Raw genomic sequence first — 15238 nt, forward strand, 5'->3', positions numbered from 1 at the left:
ACGAAGCCGCGCCGTGCCGCTCCCACCCCACGTGCAGACTGAAGTTGGGGAAGGCCAAGTGCCGCCCCCTTTTGTCTTGCCTTCCGCCTTTGCCTCCCGCGTGCGCTGCATGTATCGACGGCCGGCGGCGCTGCACTATTTGCAACCCGCCTGCCGGCGAGCGCGGTGACGGCTTCGGGCCGCTCGCATTCGAGGCAAGACGGCTGCGCCGGAGGTTGCGCGAAGCGCGGTGCGAAGGCACCCGCGCTGCACGCACAACGGCACAGCGACAGCCAGCAGGACGACACATAGGATGGCGTGATGTGCAACAAGTCGGCACTCATCATCGGCCGGTCTCCAGCCAGATCGGATGCGCGACACCGACCACAGCGGATGCGCCAATTGACCCAAAATACCGACTATCGAACGACATCTGATTGGTCGTGCTCAATAGGAACAACTCACCGGGCAGAAGCCGGCGACAACCCAGCCAGCTCTGCAATGGTCGGCCCAGCCGATCTGTGCGCAGCGCGGCGGACGCAGGCGCACCGTCGATGCGCACAATCCCGCCAGTAACACACACCTCCTGCGGCGATACCGCGCCCACGCGTTTGAGCAGCGGGATACCCCTCGGTAGGTAGCCACGCTGCGCGGCAAACGCGGCGATGGCGTCTGGCAGCCGGATTAACACGATGCTGCCGACTAACAGCGAGTCGGTTCGGCGTCCGGGTGGATCGACGCGGTACCAACCGATAGGCACGCTGTCCGAAGCGTTGTAGACGACGCGGACATCGGGCTGCACGAATGACGCCCAGGCGAGCGCGGCGAGGCCGCTGGCGGACAGGCCCGCTATCACGAGGCCAGTGCGCAGGCGCAAGCGAGGACGCGAGACGTCGTTGATGGTCATGACAGCCGCCTCCCCGCCAGCCAGGCGGTATGCCGCTCCGCCGTGTACGCCGGCAGCGGCAGTCGCGCAGCGAGTCGGTTGCCCAGCGTGCGCCAGTACGCGGGCGCAACGGCACCCGGCGCGATGCCCAACGCCTCGATGGCGTCGATCTGCGTAAGCACAGCGTGCACGGTAGGCTCACTTTCGACGTGCAGCAGTAGCCGTGCACCAGGCTGCACGCCGGGTATGCGCTGCGCCACGTCCAGCGACGTGCAAGCCTGCATCACCATGAGCTGCCAGCGGATTGTGCCGTAGTCGTTGGCCTGCCAGCGGATGCGGCAGAAAACGTCACCCGGCAGGAAGACCGCGATACGTCGCCAGTGGTCCAGCCGGTCGGTGCGCGCCGGCTCGCCGAAGCGTAGGTAGAGCTTGATGCGCTGTTCCACGTAGGCGAGCGAGACGCGAGTCAGCTGTGCTGCGTCGGTCTGGCCGGTCATCAGCGCGAGCAATGGCGGCAGTACAGGCGTGGCCGCCGAGGGCTGTGCGTTCATGGGGTTTTCTCCGGGAATTCACGGTCTAGTAGCGCACGCAGCAGATCGGCGACCGTCACGCACTGAGTGAACGCCGATACCTTGATGCGGGCGCGCATGGCGGGCGTGATATCGAGGGTCAGGCGCGCGGTGTAAAGATCACCTTTCTGCAGGTCGCAGGTGTCGCCCTGACGAACCCACGCCTCGGCGTGTGGGTTCGCCGGCGGACGCGCACCGATGGCGATACGTTTACTGCGTTCGGTGGTCATGTCGTCCACCGCAGCAGTTCGTCGACCAACACGGCGATCTCACGCGCGGCGGCGCTATCCGGTGCTGTCTCACGGGCGAGGCGGCCGGAGGCAGCGCTGTCGGCGAAGACGATGCGCTGGCGCACTTCTGTGCGAAGTGCCGGCAGCGGTTGGTCGGCCAATGCCAGGCGCGCCTCGCGACCAATGATGGTGGTACTGACCCGCCGGTTGATGACGAAGGCCGCCGCTAGCTGCGGCCGAAACACCTGCGCCTCACGAATCAGCGCGATCATTTCGGCGCTGGCCCACAGGTCATAGGGGCTGGGCTGCACGGGGATCAGCACGCAATCGGTCGCCAACAGTGCGGAGCGCGCCAAGGCAGCGATGCGCGGCGGGCCGTCGATGACCATGTGATCGGCGCGACGCGCCAGATCGGGTGCCTCCAGGTGCAGCGTCTCGCGGGCCAGACCCACGGTGCCGAACAAGCGTGGCAAGCCCTGCTGGGCGCGCCGCTGCGTCCAGTCCTGCGCCGAGCCCTGCGGGTCGGCGTCCAGCAGCACGACATGCTGGCCACGCATCGCTAATTCGCCAGCGATATGTGTGGCGAGCGTGGTCTTGCCGACACCACCTTTCTGGTTGAGCAAGGCGATGATCATGGCGCGGCGCTCCCTGCTGGAAAGCCGGCCTGGACGTGCCGTTTCGCGGTTGCCCACCGGAATGGCGCGCCTCTACAAAAAGTTAGAGCTTTCAAGTTAGAGAAGTTAAGGGAGGCTGCAACCCCCGCAGTCTCTGCCCTGTAGACGACTTCGTACGCCTGATAGCACGATAGGGACACGCCCGATAGCACGATACCCCGCACGCCTGATAGCACGAGCCCGTCCACAGGTTTTCCCGCAGTTACCCCCGTGCCGTGGGCGACACGGGTCGGAATGTCAGCAGCTCCGTGCTGCTCTCCGGTATCCGCTCGATGCCGAGCACGTAGCCAGGCAGCGACTGTCGCACTACTAGGGCGCGCAAATCGCAGGCGAAGTCGCCGAGCCTCGCCGTGCTGCCTGACTTGCGATGCAGGTGCCGGAAGTCGAACTGCCAGCCGTCCGGCTGCTTGCCGCCATGCTTGCGCACCAAGCGGTACAGCCAGCGCTCGATGCCGCCGGTGAGCCGGAAATACGCAGGGTCGATGGTCAGCACCAGGGCGGCGTCCATCACGCCCGCGTAGAACCAGTCCGGCAGGATCAGCTCGATGCCCAGCGGCGTGCCGCAGGCGTCGGCCAGCTCCTTCCATTCGTTGATCCAGGAAAAGCGATGCAATCGCCTCCCAGTGGCTTCGCGAATGGAGGTAGCCACAGTGGTCGACTGTAGGCGATCCAGGGCGGCCTTGAGGCGCTGGTAGTCGCGCAGCGATACCCCGCGACCGATGAAGCGCAGGATCTCGTAGGGCGTGGCGCGCATCAGGCGCGACGGGTGCAAATCCGCGTCGCGCGCCTCGACGATCTGACTGGCCGCCCAGATCAGTATGTCGGCATCCCAGATCGTGGCGATGCCATACTCCTGCGCTCCCTCCACACGCACGGTGACGCCGCTGGCGCGGAAGTCGATCGGCGTCGTGCGCCGCGACTTGGCCAGCGAGAAGAACGGATAGGCCATTAGGTCCTGACTGTCGCGCGGCGCTATGTCGCCCGGCAAGGCGCGGAACAGGTCGAGCTGTTCGCGCTCCGACGAAGAGCGGGACATGGCGATGGCCACCCGCGAGCCGTCGATCAGCGCGCACGGCTGTCGGCCGAGTGCTGCTCGGCATATTCGGGATCAGACGTGGCCTCGAAGCTGCGCTGATCGGCCCAACTATCGAGATCGGCAACGGCATACATGACGCGCCGACCGAACTTGCGAAAGCGCGGGCCGCCACCGATTACGCGCTGCTTCTCCAGCGTACGCGGCGACAGGCGCAGGTATTCGGCCGCCTCGTCATTGGTCAAGTAGCGCTGCGGCTGGACAGTGGCAGCGGGTTGTAGGGGCGTGAAGTGGGCAGCAGCAGGTCGCACGGGAGCGGGTCGCATGGGGTGAGCCTCCATCAGTCAGAACAGCGCGTCCGCATCAGCGCGGCCGGTTGGAGGCAGTCTCAGAAATGGTAGGCGGCCTGTTCAGGGTCGTTTTGCAGGCGGCGCGGAACGACCCTCCTCACGCCCGTCGAGCTTTGCCAGGCGTCGATAGCCTCCGTGCATCAGCGTCCGGCCGCGCCCTACCAAGCGGCGCACCTTTGAGCGCAGGCCGCCGTCGGCGTGCCAGCCTCCTTCCACCGCAGCCCGACCAAACAGCCCCTCGGCCACCCGGCGCAAGGACGCCCCCGCCAGGGTAGCGTCGAGCGCCTGAAGGGTATGCAGCTCCAGCAGCGCGGCGGGACCGGGCCGACACCGGGTCGCCGCAAGCGGCGTGGCATCGGCCGCGACAGTCAGCTTGTTCAGCCCGGCCGCGATTGCGCAGTAGCGTGCGCAGGCCCGAACGGCATGCACATAAGCCATGCCGTCCTCTAGGTCGGGAGCAACGGCCAGCCGAAGGCAGCAACCCGGCCAGCGCGTCGTCAGCAGCAGGCGCCTGCCGTCATGGATCAGGCACTTGCTGCCTGGGATGCGCCAGAAATCAAATGCCACGGCATCGGGCATGGGATCGATATCGGGATAAAGCTGTATCAGCTCCAGAGGGTCGGGGAACCAAACAGGATCTGCATCCCGCGCATCCAGATTTGGGTCTTCCAACAGGCGCAGTCCCCAACGACGCGCAACCTCAGGCCGGCACCGGCGATGCTGCCAGTCGCAACAGTACTCCGGGTTCCTGCGCAGGTACTCCCAGGCTAAGGCAAGGTCATCCAGGTGCAGGACGTACAGATAGGCCGCGGTGGGATACCAATGCTCGGCGTCGCGATCAGCCATGAGGCAACCTCCCTTTGCACAGGGTTCGTCGCCACGGGCTCGCAACGCGAGGTCAAGGTCTCCTCGGCACGACATCATATGGAAAGGCGTCAAACGACAGAATCAACACCGATTGACTCCGAAGCGTTGCGCGGATCGTCCGAGTGCGACAGCGCCACCGTCCTTCAATGCTGTGGTGCCAGGCATATCGTGCAGCCTTGAGCGCTGGCCATCATGACCGATTGGGTCAGGCTTACACCGTCTGATTGCAACAGTACCGATTGAGACAGGTTAGGTCTGAACTCGGATCGAGCCGATCACAATGCGCCCCTCAATGACAGGTGCCGGATGGGCGGCTCGTTCAGTCCATGATCGATCCATTGAGGTACGCCAGCCGCATGTATTCAGACAGCGTGCGTGCCGCTCGGAAGTACAGATCGCGCGTGACCGGGCGCTTGAGGGGCCCGACGATGGAGGCCAGTTCAGACAGCCTCACGGCACCAAGCGCGGGCATGCCGATACCCACGTCGCAGAGGCCATAAGCCGTGTCCTCGTCGGTTGGATCAAGTTCAGTCAGAAGCCAGACCGCATGTGCGTCGGGGGTAAACAGACGAACCACCGGTAACGGATCGAGGGCTTGGCCCGCTGCCCGTGCGCGACCGTTCGCCAACAACTGCTCGCGTTCCACTTCGGTGATAAGCGACAAGGTCATGGCAGCACGCCAGAAGGTGGGCGTGCCTTGCGCGTAAACGTCGATACACGGATGTGCTTCCACACAGAATCACCAATCTGCTGATGCGTCTTCGTGCATTCGTTTAAATGCACGAAGATGCATGCTGGCAAATCCGTAAAAACACCAAGATGTGTAATCGGTATTACATAAGTCTGGGAAGACACGGAGGCGCCTCTGCGCTTCTGATGAAATATGCCAGTACGGGTTTCCGTAAAAGCACGAAAGCAACAGAAACCCTTACCAATGAGTTAAAGATAACGTGGTTTTGATTCTCCCTCGACCCGACGCTTCTGTCCATGCAGAAGCGATCCGTTCAACCCGGCCGACCGGCCGGAACCACCACCTTCGATGCCGAGCTGGCGCAAGCCTTCGGCGCGGCGGTGCGCGCGCTACGCATGGAACGTAGCATCGCGCAGGAATCGTTGGCGAACTTGGCCGGCATTGAGCGCTCGCACATGGGCAAGGTCGAGCGTGGCGAGCACATGCCCACGTTGGCGATCATCTTCAAGATCGCCGGCGCGCTCAATTGCAGTACGGCAGTGCTGATGGCTGCGGCGGAATGCCAGCTCGCAACTTCTAGGGCCTAGCCCTGCGACAGTGCCCCACCGCAACGGGCGGCACCGAGGTGGCCGTCAGGCCACCGACTTGCTACGCGACCAGATCAGGTTATGCGTACCTTCCTCCTCAATCAGCCGGGCGTAGATCGTCGCAGGGAACGAAGGATCGTCGAGGGTCACGGACAGGTAAGGCCGCTCGGCCTGACTGACTCTCTTCCAGGCCGCACCGATGTCGTAGCCGCCGGCCGCCTGAATGCGGTAGTCGGGAGCATTCTCGCTGCTCCTGCCGTTGGGGATGAACTTGACCTTGAGCGTCAGTGTGCGGACGGTGCCGGTGAAGCCGTCGTTCTGAGCGGTGAAGGTTCCGATGTTGGCCATGATGATTTCTCCTTGCGGGGGTAACCAAGGTCGCGCCCATCGCGTCCTTGTTGTGATCCGTCCGGCTGGGGACGGGCTAGCCGCACCGCGCAACGGCCGCAACAGCGTGGAGGACCAGAAGGCGCACAGAATTTGCAGGCGAGGAATCCGCGCTGCGGAGGGGAAATTGTTTGCGCCGAACGGTTGCGACCATGAAGCCCGAGGCGTAGCCGGGCCACCGTCAGGATTCACGACAAGCCAAGGACGCACCGGGCCGAACTCCCTCGGAAGGAGACAGGGCCGACTCGGCATCCCCGCGTGACGGCTTCACCGGCTTGCGCCCTGACGCGAGCAAGGTCAGCGCCTCGACGACGGGCGAGAACGCCCTTGCCGCAGCCTGCGGCAACCAGCTTGAGGCGTGGACTGGAAGCGCCTTAGCAAGCCGATCGGCATGTCCGTGGCCCATCCTTCGAGATGTGGCACAGTGCGAGCACCTCTCAATGCTTGCGCTCACGATTAGGACTCTGATAGCTTAGCTCTGTGCTCGACAGGCGCATGACACCCGTCAATACAAGCTGGAAACGGCACTGTCTCGATTGCAGAAACTGACCGATTCGACTTCCTTCGGTCCTTATGAGTGGAGACGGGTGACGCTGCCATAGGGACGGAGATTGTCGTAATGAGTCAGTCCTACACCCCGCCGAGCACCCTCTCCGGCATTTCCCGCTTCGCCAAAAAACTCCGCAATGAACGTGGCATCGCGTACAAAGAAGCGCTTGAGGTTGTCGCGCGCATTGCCGGCTTCGAAAACCACGCACACGCAAAACGCCAACTTGCTGACCGAGCCTCGCCCTTGAAGCTGGTGCCGCTCTACTTGACTGTCTACTGGCATGACCAGAACGATAGAAAGGCCTCCGGGCGTTGTACCGCGGTTGTCAGGCTACCCGAGGAAAACCTCGCCACTCTTCCTACATTAAAGGCCCGAGGCTACTGGATGCTTGGTGGCTTCCAGTTGGAGAGTGCGGACCATCTGCAAGCCATGATGGATGGCCATTCTTATATGCACGCGCAGAAACGGATCACTGACGCAGTGCGTGATTTGCAGTTCTGCACAGCAACCGGTCTAAAGCCAATCCGGAACATCGCTGATAAACGCCGAATCGAATTCCTGCAGGATCTACCTGGTCAGGATCACCGGTCTAACTGGATCTCCCCATCAGGAAGCTGGTTGGCCCTGGATGAGCCCTACCACCCTCGCTCAAGCGAGAAAGGCACTAAACGCGGTGACTGGCTCGCCAAACACGGGCTTGGAATGACTGCACCTGCCTGGGGTGGGCTATACGTCCCTGGAGAATCGATCCCTTACTTGATCTCTGACTCTCCTGAGCTGCTGCAGCGGGTCACCATGATCGTTGAGGGCTTGCCTCCACTTCCTCAAATCGACTGGGACACCCACTCCAGTAGTTACTGGTCTGATTTTCACAGCCCGCTGCGAATTGCCAGCGGAAAGCCTTACCGCCCCCGCCCCCAGCCTTCGTACGGAAAGCGCGCAGGTGCACTGCCTTATGGCGGCCGGCCAGGAGAAACGTCTGAGTGGCGCCCAGCAACTGCCATGTCGCTTCAGCAACACCGGGATCTGGGATTTATTCTCCGTGGCTTTTCTTGGTCCAATCTCTCAAGTCGCGTGCTAGATAAGCTCAGCAGCACGATATCTACGCTGGATGACTGGGCGAACTATGAGCACTCCAACAAGGCCAGTGATCAGATCGACAGGCTGTACTACGGAGCCGACCGGGCCAAGTATGCGACGTTGGACGACTTGCTGAAGGGTGTGAATGACGCACGTGCGCTGATCCTCTCGGGCTACTTGGAGTGCCGGCCACGCCGGAATCTTATGAAGGTGCTCGATCTTGTGGAGCGTGATGCAATCAAGCGCGCTCAGAAACAGGTCGCCTAACCTACACCGTTGACCTACCTGGTCGGGAGCCCCTGACCAGGTACATCTATGTCGGTCTACTCCGGCAGCACCCGGCTGAACCGATAGCACGGCACAGCCGGTTCATCCTCCAGGCAACCTGCCAACCGGTACTCCCAGACCTCACACCCCCTTGGCTGTCCAGAAGACAGCCCCTGACCAAACTGAACCGTGAAGTGGATCAGCTGAAGGGGGCTACTCATTGGGTATTCAGGCTCCCACTCGGCGAGGTACCCCGCGGTCCAGCGGATACGAATTTTCATGCTTCAAGCTCCAGTCAACGCGCCCAATCGGCGCGTTAGCAAAGCTATTGCAAAGTGCCAGTCAAGTAGAAACCCTACAGGGGGGCGCGCAGCCGAGGACACGGCCGGCGCGCCTTGATGGCGCATGGCCGCGCGCTACAGTCGCGACAAGATGATGAAGTCAAGGAAAGGCGGATCGAGAGGCAACGGCCGCAACGTTGGCGCAGACCCCACGCAAGCGAAGCGCGCAGGCCCGGACCGAGAATCCGGGCCGAAGGCGTCCGCCGAACGCAGTGAGGGAACGCAGTGAGGGAACGATGAAAGTCCAAGGGGTGCGAGCCTCGCGCAGCGAGGCTCGATGCGCAGCACGACAGCGCGACCGGCCGCTGGCCGGGGATGCCCAGACCAGAGCCCCACCTCGGCAGCATGCAAAAAAGGGGCCGAAGCCCCCTGAGGCTCAGAGCAGCCCCTGTTCAGCGAATGACGTAGTGGCCTCGCCGCCCACAATGATGTGATCCAGCGTGCGCACCTCCACCAGCGCCAAAGCCTCCTTGAGGCGCTGGGTCAGCACCTTATCTGCCTGGCTTGGCTCTGGATTTCCGCTCGGATGGTTGTGCGAGAAGATCACCGCTGCCGCGTTGAGCCGCAACGCCTCTTTCACCACTTCTCGCGGATACACCGATGCCTGGTCGATGGTGCCGCGGAACAACTCCACGTATTCGAGCAGCCGATGCTGGCTGTCGAGGAACAGTGCTGCGAACACTTCGTGCTCGAATCCAACCAGCTTGTTACGCAGGAAGTCCTTGACCAGCTCCGGCGCGGTGAACAACGCCCCGCGTTGGTATTTCTGGTCGATAACTTGGCGTGCCACCGCCAGGATCTGGTCCACGGACGCGGGCAGGTAGCGCCCCTGCGCGTCACGCACCAACAGCATGGAATCGAACGAGGAAAAGGAAAGTTGCGACATGGTCGTGCTCCGGTTGCTCGGGCGGAATTGCCCGGAACCGGCACCAGCACGGCGCAGCGCAAGCTGTCAGGGGTCCACGACGGCCGCAGGACGCCAGCGCGCAACGCGCGGGCAGCCCTTGACAGCGAGAACGCCGTGATACGGTGAAGGGAACAGCAAAACCGCCCATCCCCCTTCTCAAGGCACGGATTGGCAAGCGGAGCGCGCAGGCCCTCAAGGGCCAGAGGGGTCAGGGATCAAAGCCGAATGGCCACGACTCGGCACGAGGCGTGGGGCGCAGCCCGCGAGCCCGACGGCGGAACGCCGGGAAACACTAGCGAATAGCGAGCACACAAACTCGCAACTTCAAGTCAAACAGAATGAAGGAATAAAGCTCATCGACGAAGGATGAACACTCGTCCAATTGGCAAGGTCTATCTGAAGTACAGACAGCACGGAGATATTGATCCGTTATAAAGCCACTGCTAGGATCGTAAACGGTTCTGGTCTCCGCCTTGCTGCCTCGAGGAAAACCAGCTCAAATCGAAGCCCATATATTTCCCTCGTGGCCCGCCCGGCAAGCAGCATGCTCAGCAAAGCGAAAGCTTTAATGGCTGCATTTTGTCGAGGAAATTTGTGATGTTCGATTTCGAATGTGTAACTAACGCGGTTCGAGCCATGGAGCTGGACAGCGTGCCCGACGACCTTTCCCGCTGTCGTCAGCTGGAGCTCAAAGCAAAGCACTTGGGCTACCAAAACTGGAACCATCTGCTCGACACTTTGAAGAACGAGCCCGCAAAAGACCGCCTTCAAAAAAGTACAATGCGTCTGATACAGCGGGTTTGCCAAGTGCGCTTGCCGCTCCGCAACAAAGCTTACGTGAAACTGACTATCCTGCCTGGTGGCGGAGTTGGTCATTACAGCTATTGGATAGGCTGGGATAAGAAAGGCAATGAGGTTCGCGTGCCTCGCCCAATTGACGGCCGGGAGCAAGCACGAAAACTCCGCAAGCTTCAGCCCTCTCCCGTTTTTGCTATCGAAACAGAAAGAGAGCTTATAGCCTGGCAGCATTTTTGGGTTTCGACCGCAATAGTGCCACCAGACTTAGCCAGAGAGTTTTTCCCGGCGTTGTTCAACAAGAAGCACCTTGTGGCAAAAAATCCACCCATTGATGTCATCAAAGAAAAGTACGAGGCAATGGGTGATATCTATGCAAACAACCTCGAAGAAAATTAAATAAAACTTCAGCGGCTCTCTTCGGAGCCGCTGAAACCCCTCACCCAAGGCTAGCGAGCCATAGCCTTCTGAGTCGCCCTTAATTTTGTAATAACCCGAAGACATCTATAGCCGTAAGCAGCCCTAAGCCGACTAAAGATGCCGGTTCAGCTACAGCAGATGAACTGCCGTAATGCTTCCGGCCAAAAGTGGTCCTTGCCTGAAATGAAATGCGACAGGAAATCATCGAGTCAGTAGTGGTGAGCACTTAGACAGCTAGCGATAACATACGGTGGGGCCGGCTCCGACGCAGCTGGCCTTCTGGCAGGTGCAGTCATCCGCTGAAGGCCGACAAATGCAAACTCACTTATTGTGTTTGGAGATGTAGATTCTTGGCGTGAGCCCCAAACTTCTTACCAATTTTTGCCAAGACTCGATGGCGAGAAGAAATTGAATCGAGTTGAACTCGGTAATCCTCTGAATCTCGTCTTCAAACACAAACCACAAGGCTGCCGCAGTGAACTCTTGATCAAACTCAATCTCATCTCGCCTGATGAGTTCAACTGCATCTCGTGACTGCTCTATGTTGTAGATCAACTCTGAGCTGGTCTCCGAGATCTTGACCGAGATTATTTCCTTATCTTTGAAGAGATCTGCCACCTCAACGCGATACTGCCTCTTGCCCCTTTCCATTGACTGTAGCTGCGTGAGTTGTCGATCAAGCAAAACATAACCATGGTCAGTGCACTGTTTTTTATTGAAGTAGCTTTCGCGGTAGGTAAGCTTGTCATCAACAGGCTCGTTGGCATCGATCTTAAGTTGCTTCTCATCGCGCCAGCGGATGTAATCTGCCTCATCGAGCGGCTCCTTCAGGACGGTATCAATCGTATCAAGTGAATGTTTTAGGTAGTCCATGAAGGTCTGGTTGAATTTATACCAGTCACCATTCCTCAAGAAGTAATGGTAACCGTCATAGGCGATGGGCAGATCTAGAATCTCTTTGAGCGCCTGAGTGAACACGCCATGATCACCGCTCTTGAACTGCACACTTACGGCATTGATGTCGTCAATATCATTGTGTTCAATGAGGAAATCGCTGACCTCATCGACGGTCAGAGAGTTGCCAATATTCTTGCGATACGCACCGGTTTTGCCGGATTTCTTGGCAGAGAGGCGATAGTCGTAATCGTGAAAACTGAAGCAAATTGCTACACCATACACATGGAACTCTTCGACTTTAACGTTGCCTTGCCGGGTTTTGATAAACGTTAATAGTAGCTTATCAAGCTCCACACGCAGTTCATCAGTGACAGGTTCCAGCTTCGGAAGCCGAATGATTTCCTCGCCCCCCATGCTTGCCTCTAGGCGATCGAAAATCTCGGCGAGGTCAAGTGGATTTCGATCCATATCCATCTGAATCGAGTCAGCAAAAATTATATTCCGTTCACCCCACAAATCCCTGTCCGATGCTCTGAGCTTGAGGTGATCGACCGACTCACCAGGCTCGTACCCATTGGGTTGGAATCGCTGGTAGGAGGATACGTCCTGCCTCTTGGTACCCGTAAAATATCGGCTTTTCTTGAGCAGAATAGTGTTCTCATCCGCCATACGCACAGCCAGGTCTATACCGAAATCATGCTGAATGAACTTGGAAAGATAGAAATGAGCCTTTCCGAGGCTGACAGCATAGATATGTTCAGGCTTGTCAGTGTGGTGACACAGCAGCATCCCGAAATGGAAGGTATTGGTAGGCTTGACAACATCGTCGTTAAAGAAGTCTCGGTAAGTTTCCCACCACCAAATGTCATTCCCCTTTACCTTATCGGAAAAATAAAAGGTCATCGAATAGTCATTCGAGCTGCGAGTTTTCTGCTCCCGGAGTCCAACAGCATTCAGTTTTTCTTTTAGTTGAGCGAGCTTGGTGTGCTTGACCTTATATATGTTGTAAGTGTTATGCATGGCCAATCCATTTGGGCTCCGAGGGTGAATGGCATCAAAGTGCCACTCAACAACGGCGAGCGCAACCCGATTGGAACGAGGTTTAGTCGGTTTCGGCGATCGATTACTGAATCCCACCAGCTTCAACAAGCGTGGCTGGGCCTATTTTTGTCCTAAGAATGTCCACTACGGATTGATTGCAGTCCTTCGTGACCATCCGCGGCTGCCCGATTCTGTTGAAAAAGTCGGTCTCGGTGGCCGTCGCCTTTTCAGAGCTCAAGAAGCGCGCGCTTGGGCGCCACTGCGTAAAAACCAAGGTAACTCCGCCTTCCAAACGATTCAGATTTCAACGTCGGCAACGCTCATTTGTGGGCAGAAATCGCGAAGCGACTTTTTCAACAGAATCGCCCTATTGCAGACTGTCAGTGCCGACAACGATCTGCCAAAAGCGTGCTGACTGAGTAGTGGCAAAGCAACACCATTCAGGTACCCTCATCACAAAGGCATGGAGGTCTAAAGGAGTTCTGGCCCACTCCCTGGTCGGCTGCCTCCCAGGACGCGCTGGAAACCTTGAGAATGCAGATGTGGCATCCCCCTCCTCAACCACATGGTAATCCCCCTGAAATCAGTGCTCGTCAGAAGTAGAATTTTCTCCTAATCGGATCAAGGAAATTTTGCGTGAAGACATCGCGTTTTTCGGACAGCCAGATCATCGCCATCCTCAAGCAGGCCGAAGCCGGCAGCCCAGTTCCGGAGCTGTGCCGCGAGCATGGCATCAGCTCGGCGACCTTTTACAAGTGGCGCGCCAAGTTCGGCGGCATGGACGCCTCGTTAATGGCCCGGCTGCGTGAGCTGGAGGAGGAGAACCGCCGTCTCAAGAAGATGTATGCCGAAGAGCGCCTGAAGGCCGAGATCATTCAGGAGGCGATGGCAAAAAAGTGGTGAAGCCATCTCGGCGGCGAGAGATGGCGCAGCGTGCAGTTCGCTCGGGCCGGATCAGTATCAAGCAGGCGTGTCTGGCCTTCGAGGTCAGCGTCACCTGCTATCGCTACCAACCGCGGTTGTCCTCGGAGAATGCCGAGATCGCCGATCATCTGATCCGGCTTACGCACAGCCAGCGCAACTGGGGTTTCGGTCTGTGCTTCCTGTACCTGCGCAACGTGAAAGGTCACCGCTGGAATCACAAGCGGGTGTACCGGATCTATCGGGAGCTGGAGCTGAACCTACGAATCAAGCCGCGCAAGCGCATCGTGCGTGAGAAGCCCGAGCCACTGGCGGTGCCGGAAGCGATCAATCACTGCTGGTCGATGGACTTCATGCATGATCAGTTGGCCGATGGTCGCAGCTTCCGCCTGTTCAACCTGATCGACGACTTCAACCGTGAAGCCCTGGCCATGGATATCGACTTGTCTCTGCCGGCGGAACGTGTGGTGCGCGCACTGGATCAGGTCATCGAGTGGCGTGGCAAACCACGGGCCATTCGCAGCGACAACGGGCCGGAATACATCAGCAGCAAGCTCGTGCTGTGGGCAGAAAAGCATGGCATCCGTCTGGAACATATCCAGCCCGGGAATCCCCAGCAGAATGCCTACGTCGAGCGCTACAACCGCACGGTGCGTTACGACTGGCTTGGGCATTACCTGTTCGAATCCATCGCCGAGGTGCAAGAGCACGCCACTCGATGGGTCTGGACATACAATCACGAACGGCCAAATATGGCCCTGGGAGGCATCACCCCCAAACAGAAGTTGGCTCTCGTGGCCTGACCTCTACTTCTGGCAAGTACTAAAAATGGGGGGATTACCACATCGCGGCAGGGTGTAAAAAGGATTTAGGCATGACTTTGGGCGTAAAAGTAAGTCCAAAATTTCTCAAAATGTTTAAACATTTGGGGAAAAAGCAATGTAGCCAAGGTATCAGCGTCTTAGACGTATTCATCTTAGACATCAGAAGCAATAATTTTGTCTATGAAAATTTAGTCAATGAACTCTACGACATTATTATCACCTACGCTCTATCAAACTCACGACTTAGCGAGTACGAAGGGAGCTATGGTGGCAAAGCGTTTGTGGAAGCAAAGAGTAAGTTGCGTGATTACGTACAAAATGATGGTGAGTTAGGAGAAATACTACTTTACTCATTTCTAGAGTCACATTTACAGGCGCCGAAACTCCTGTCCAAATTGGAGATAAAAACCTCGGCCAACGACTACGTCAAAGGTGCCGATGGAGTACATCTTCTAAGCCTTTCCGACAACGAACATAAAATCGTTTTCGGCGAATCTAAGATGCGCAAGCATCTCCTCGACGGCGTATCCGATGCGTTCCGGTCGATCAAAAAATTTGCAGAGGGCAAGCTTGCCTTCGAAACCACTCTAATCGACTCCCAACTGATCAAGACCTCCGTTACTCAGGACGAGTACTTGGTTCTCAAAAAAATCCTCCTCCCCACTGAGGCGGATGATGATATGAGCACCGACTACTCATTTGGTGCATTCATTGGGTATGAAGTGGCCGTCAGCAACGAGGAAAAAAAATTACCTAACCGAGAGTACAGAGAATTGCTGTACGAACGGGTAAAACAACAAGCGCTGGATGTCTTTGAAAATGTGCTCAATGCAATCGACCGGCATGAACTGCATGGCTATAACTTTTACATTTATATAGTTCCCTTCACAGAAATAGACGAAACCAGAAAGCTGTTGCTCAAGCGGATAGTCGAGGCCTAGT

At 58.4% G+C, this 15238-nt stretch carries 17 protein-coding genes; 5 read left to right on the forward strand and 12 right to left on the reverse strand.

The window, feature by feature from the left end:
* Positions 1–322 precede the first annotated feature (322 nt).
* The 8 genes from ACEPAJ_RS16665 to ACEPAJ_RS16700 all read right to left on the reverse strand — a co-directional run bounded on the left by ACEPAJ_RS16665 (position 323) and on the right by ACEPAJ_RS16700 (position 5258).
* Positions 323–886 carry a S26 family signal peptidase gene (locus ACEPAJ_RS16665; RefSeq protein ID WP_425916303.1) on the reverse strand — a complete coding sequence of 188 codons (564 nt, stop codon included), beginning with the start codon at positions 884–886 and terminating at the stop codon, positions 323–325.
* Positions 883–1416, reverse strand: a complete 534-nt coding sequence (locus ACEPAJ_RS16670; protein WP_425916305.1) for a DUF2840 domain-containing protein — start codon at positions 1414–1416, stop codon at positions 883–885. The genes ACEPAJ_RS16665 and ACEPAJ_RS16670 overlap by 4 nt, the downstream gene beginning before the upstream one ends.
* Positions 1413–1664: a chromosome partitioning protein ParB gene (locus tag ACEPAJ_RS16675; protein ID WP_425916307.1), complete on the reverse strand. Its 252-nt coding sequence runs from the start codon at positions 1662–1664 to the stop codon at positions 1413–1415. The genes ACEPAJ_RS16670 and ACEPAJ_RS16675 overlap by 4 nt, the downstream gene beginning before the upstream one ends.
* Complete coding sequence (parA, locus tag ACEPAJ_RS16680; protein ID WP_425916309.1) at positions 1661–2299, reverse strand: ParA family partition ATPase; 639 nt, start codon at positions 2297–2299, stop codon at positions 1661–1663. The genes ACEPAJ_RS16675 and parA overlap by 4 nt, the downstream gene beginning before the upstream one ends.
* Before the next feature lie 241 nt (positions 2300–2540).
* Positions 2541–3374: a replication initiator protein A gene (locus ACEPAJ_RS16685; protein ID WP_425916311.1), complete on the reverse strand. Its 834-nt coding sequence runs from the start codon at positions 3372–3374 to the stop codon at positions 2541–2543.
* Positions 3375–3400: 26 nt separating this feature from the next.
* Positions 3401–3682, reverse strand: coding sequence for a helix-turn-helix transcriptional regulator (locus tag ACEPAJ_RS16690; protein WP_425918070.1), 282 nt, complete (start codon positions 3680–3682; stop codon positions 3401–3403).
* Between the two features lie 99 nt (positions 3683–3781).
* Positions 3782–4567 carry a DUF2285 domain-containing protein gene (locus tag ACEPAJ_RS16695; protein WP_425916313.1) on the reverse strand — a complete coding sequence of 262 codons (786 nt, stop codon included), beginning with the start codon at positions 4565–4567 and terminating at the stop codon, positions 3782–3784.
* Between the two features lie 340 nt (positions 4568–4907).
* Positions 4908–5258 carry a DUF2958 domain-containing protein gene (locus tag ACEPAJ_RS16700; protein WP_425916315.1) on the reverse strand — a complete coding sequence of 117 codons (351 nt, stop codon included), beginning with the start codon at positions 5256–5258 and terminating at the stop codon, positions 4908–4910.
* A 317-nt stretch (positions 5259–5575) separates the two neighbouring features.
* Between ACEPAJ_RS16700 and ACEPAJ_RS16705 the strand changes: the two genes are divergently transcribed.
* Complete coding sequence (locus tag ACEPAJ_RS16705) at positions 5576–5866, forward strand: helix-turn-helix domain-containing protein (RefSeq protein ID WP_425916317.1); 291 nt, start codon at positions 5576–5578, stop codon at positions 5864–5866.
* A 45-nt stretch (positions 5867–5911) separates the two neighbouring features.
* Here the strand turns inward: ACEPAJ_RS16705 and ACEPAJ_RS16710 are convergent, their stop codons facing one another.
* Positions 5912–6214 carry a DUF736 domain-containing protein gene (locus tag ACEPAJ_RS16710; protein WP_425916319.1) on the reverse strand — a complete coding sequence of 101 codons (303 nt, stop codon included), beginning with the start codon at positions 6212–6214 and terminating at the stop codon, positions 5912–5914.
* Between the two features lie 658 nt (positions 6215–6872).
* Here ACEPAJ_RS16710 and ACEPAJ_RS16715 point away from each other — a divergent pair.
* The gene (locus ACEPAJ_RS16715) at positions 6873–8150 is read left to right on the forward strand and encodes a DUF5623 domain-containing protein (protein WP_425916321.1); all 1278 of its coding nucleotides are present in this window, start codon (positions 6873–6875) and stop codon (positions 8148–8150) included.
* 56 nt (positions 8151–8206) lie between these two features.
* Here ACEPAJ_RS16715 and ACEPAJ_RS16720 read toward each other — a convergent pair whose 3' ends face one another.
* On the reverse strand, positions 8207–8431 hold the full coding sequence (locus tag ACEPAJ_RS16720) for a hypothetical protein (RefSeq protein ID WP_425916323.1): 225 nt from the start codon (positions 8429–8431) through the stop codon (positions 8207–8209).
* A 436-nt stretch (positions 8432–8867) separates the two neighbouring features.
* Positions 8868–9377, reverse strand: a complete 510-nt coding sequence (radC, locus tag ACEPAJ_RS16725; RefSeq protein WP_425916325.1) for a RadC family protein — start codon at positions 9375–9377, stop codon at positions 8868–8870.
* A gap of 618 nt (positions 9378–9995) precedes the next feature.
* Here radC and ACEPAJ_RS16730 point away from each other — a divergent pair.
* Positions 9996–10592, forward strand: coding sequence for a hypothetical protein (locus ACEPAJ_RS16730; protein ID WP_425916327.1), 597 nt, complete (start codon positions 9996–9998; stop codon positions 10590–10592).
* Positions 10593–10934: 342 nt separating this feature from the next.
* Here ACEPAJ_RS16730 and ACEPAJ_RS16735 read toward each other — a convergent pair whose 3' ends face one another.
* Positions 10935–12530, reverse strand: a complete 1596-nt coding sequence (locus tag ACEPAJ_RS16735; RefSeq protein WP_425916329.1) for a DUF6119 family protein — start codon at positions 12528–12530, stop codon at positions 10935–10937.
* Between the two features lie 657 nt (positions 12531–13187).
* Here ACEPAJ_RS16735 and ACEPAJ_RS16740 point away from each other — a divergent pair.
* Together ACEPAJ_RS16740 and ACEPAJ_RS16745 are read left to right on the forward strand one after the other, a co-directional pair.
* A protein-coding gene (locus tag ACEPAJ_RS16740) for an IS3 family transposase (RefSeq protein ID WP_425916331.1) occupies positions 13188–14275 on the forward strand; the annotation gives its coding sequence in 2 pieces (ribosomal slippage) (positions 13188–13440 and positions 13440–14275; 1089 coding nt in all).
* Positions 14276–14346: 71 nt separating this feature from the next.
* A complete protein-coding gene (locus ACEPAJ_RS16745; RefSeq protein ID WP_425916333.1) occupies positions 14347–15237 on the forward strand; it encodes a HamA C-terminal domain-containing protein in 891 nt (296 codons plus the stop codon).
* Position 15238 lies beyond the last annotated feature (1 nt).

Origin of the sequence: Pseudomonas sp. GWSMS-1 (assembly GCF_049847425.1) — a bacterium.
GTDB lineage: Bacteria > Pseudomonadota > Gammaproteobacteria > Pseudomonadales > Pseudomonadaceae > Aquipseudomonas.